The sequence below is a fragment of the Streptomyces sp. NPDC046900 genome, from assembly GCF_040644975.1.
In the GTDB taxonomy this organism is placed as follows: Bacteria; Actinomycetota; Actinomycetes; order Streptomycetales; family Streptomycetaceae; genus Streptomyces.
Window position 1 is genome coordinate 1 of record NZ_JBEYXD010000250.1, and the last position, 1,426, is coordinate 1,426.

Genomic DNA, 1,426 nt, shown 5'->3' on the forward strand with positions numbered 1-1,426 from the left:
CTGACCCTCGAAGAAGATCAGGATGATCAGAAGATCGCGAAGTGGGTCACCGTTCATCCGCCGATCAGCGGTCCGTTTTCACCCGTCGCCGAGACTCCTCCAGGCGTTGAGCGCCCTGTGGCAGGGCGTCGTCGACGCGGGGACGTGGGCCGGAGCCTGGCCGCGCCGGACCTGTTCAGTCGAAGGAAAGCCCTCCGGTCCTGGTTCGCTTGAGTTCGAAGAAGTCGGGGTGGGCGGCCAGCACCCGGAAGCTGTCGAAGAGCTGGGCGGCCTCGGCGCCCCGTGGGATGGCCCGCAGTACGGGCCCGAACCACGCGGCGCCGTCGACGTGCAGGGTGGGCGTGCCCACATAGCCGCCCGAGTCGGGTTCGGCGCCCGCGTCGTGGCTGCGGCGCACGGCCTCGTCGTACGCCGGATCGTGCGCGGCGGCCGCAAGGTCGCCCGCAAGCCCGAGTTCGGCGAGGGATTCGGCCACCACCTGGTCGAAGTCCTCTATTTTGCGCTCGTGGATACGGGTGCCGAACGCGGTGTACAGGTCCCGCAGCACCTTGTCGCCGTGCCGCTGGGCGGCGGCCGCCGCGACCCGCACCGGGCCGATCGACTTGTCCACCAACTCTCTGTACCAGCCGGGGAGTTCGTTCCCGGTGTTGTGCAGATACAGGCTCATCGCATGGAAGCGGAGGTCGAGTGGACGCTCGCGCTCGACCTCCAGCAGCCAGCGAGAGGTGATCCAGGCGAAGGGGCAGGCGGGGTCGAAGTAGAAGTCGACACGGGCGGGTGCGGTGTTCGTCATGTCCGTCACGCTAGTCGCGCAGTGGCCTGCCGCCTTGGGCCATTGGGCGGCGATTTCATTGGTCCATTTCGGCTGGCGCCGTCTGGCGTGGGTCGCGTCCGCTCGCCGCCGGCGCGCTCTCGAAGAGGGGGCGTCGACGGGGGCGGCGACCGGGGCGGCGCATCCGTCGTAGGGGCGGAAGGGATCGCCATGCGTCTCGGCCACGGCGTGGGGGAGTCGATTGCTCTGGTTTTTGTCGGTAGGTGGGTGGGCGGCAGCCGTTCTCGGCCCCTGACAAAGCCCTGTGGTTCATTTAGATGGTCTGCAAGCCGAACGGCACCCGTTTTGTGGAGGCGGGTGCCGTCTCGTGTGTTTGGTCCGGGTGGGGTTCTACCCGGTGATGGACAGGACGTAGGGTGCCAGGGCTGAGGGGGGTTGTACTGCGGGGACCAGCCAGAGGGCGACGAGGGCGTCGGGCAGGCCGCGGCCGACGCGGGCCGCCTCCGCCGTGCCGAGGACGGCGAGCTGTCGGCAGCTGGCGGCGATGATCTCGAACAGGTGCTGGACCCGGCCGGGGCCGCGGGGCAGCAGCTGTCCGTGGAAGTCCTCGTGGTGAGCGAGAACGAGGGCGGCCAGGCCCACGATGTGGGCCGA

1 protein-coding gene and 1 pseudogene are annotated in these 1,426 nt (G+C 69.3%); both read right to left on the minus strand.

The window, feature by feature from the left end; translation table 11 throughout:
* Nucleotides 1-175: 175 nt before the first annotated feature.
* Nucleotides 176-793 carry a DsbA family protein gene (locus tag ABZ904_RS51260; protein ID WP_361006347.1) on the minus strand — a complete coding sequence of 206 codons (618 nt, stop codon included), beginning with the start codon at nt 791-793 and terminating at the stop codon, nt 176-178.
* Between the two features lie 369 nt (nt 794-1,162).
* Nucleotides 1,163-1,426: pseudogene (locus ABZ904_RS51265) on the minus strand (Subtilisin, serine endopeptidase); the annotation flags it as partial.

Excerpts from the sequence above, each read along its gene's own strand:
- ABZ904_RS51260 (WP_361006347.1), bottom strand. The coding sequence starts at position 793 with ATGACGAACACCGCACCCGCCCGTGTCGACTTCTACTTCGACCCCGCC.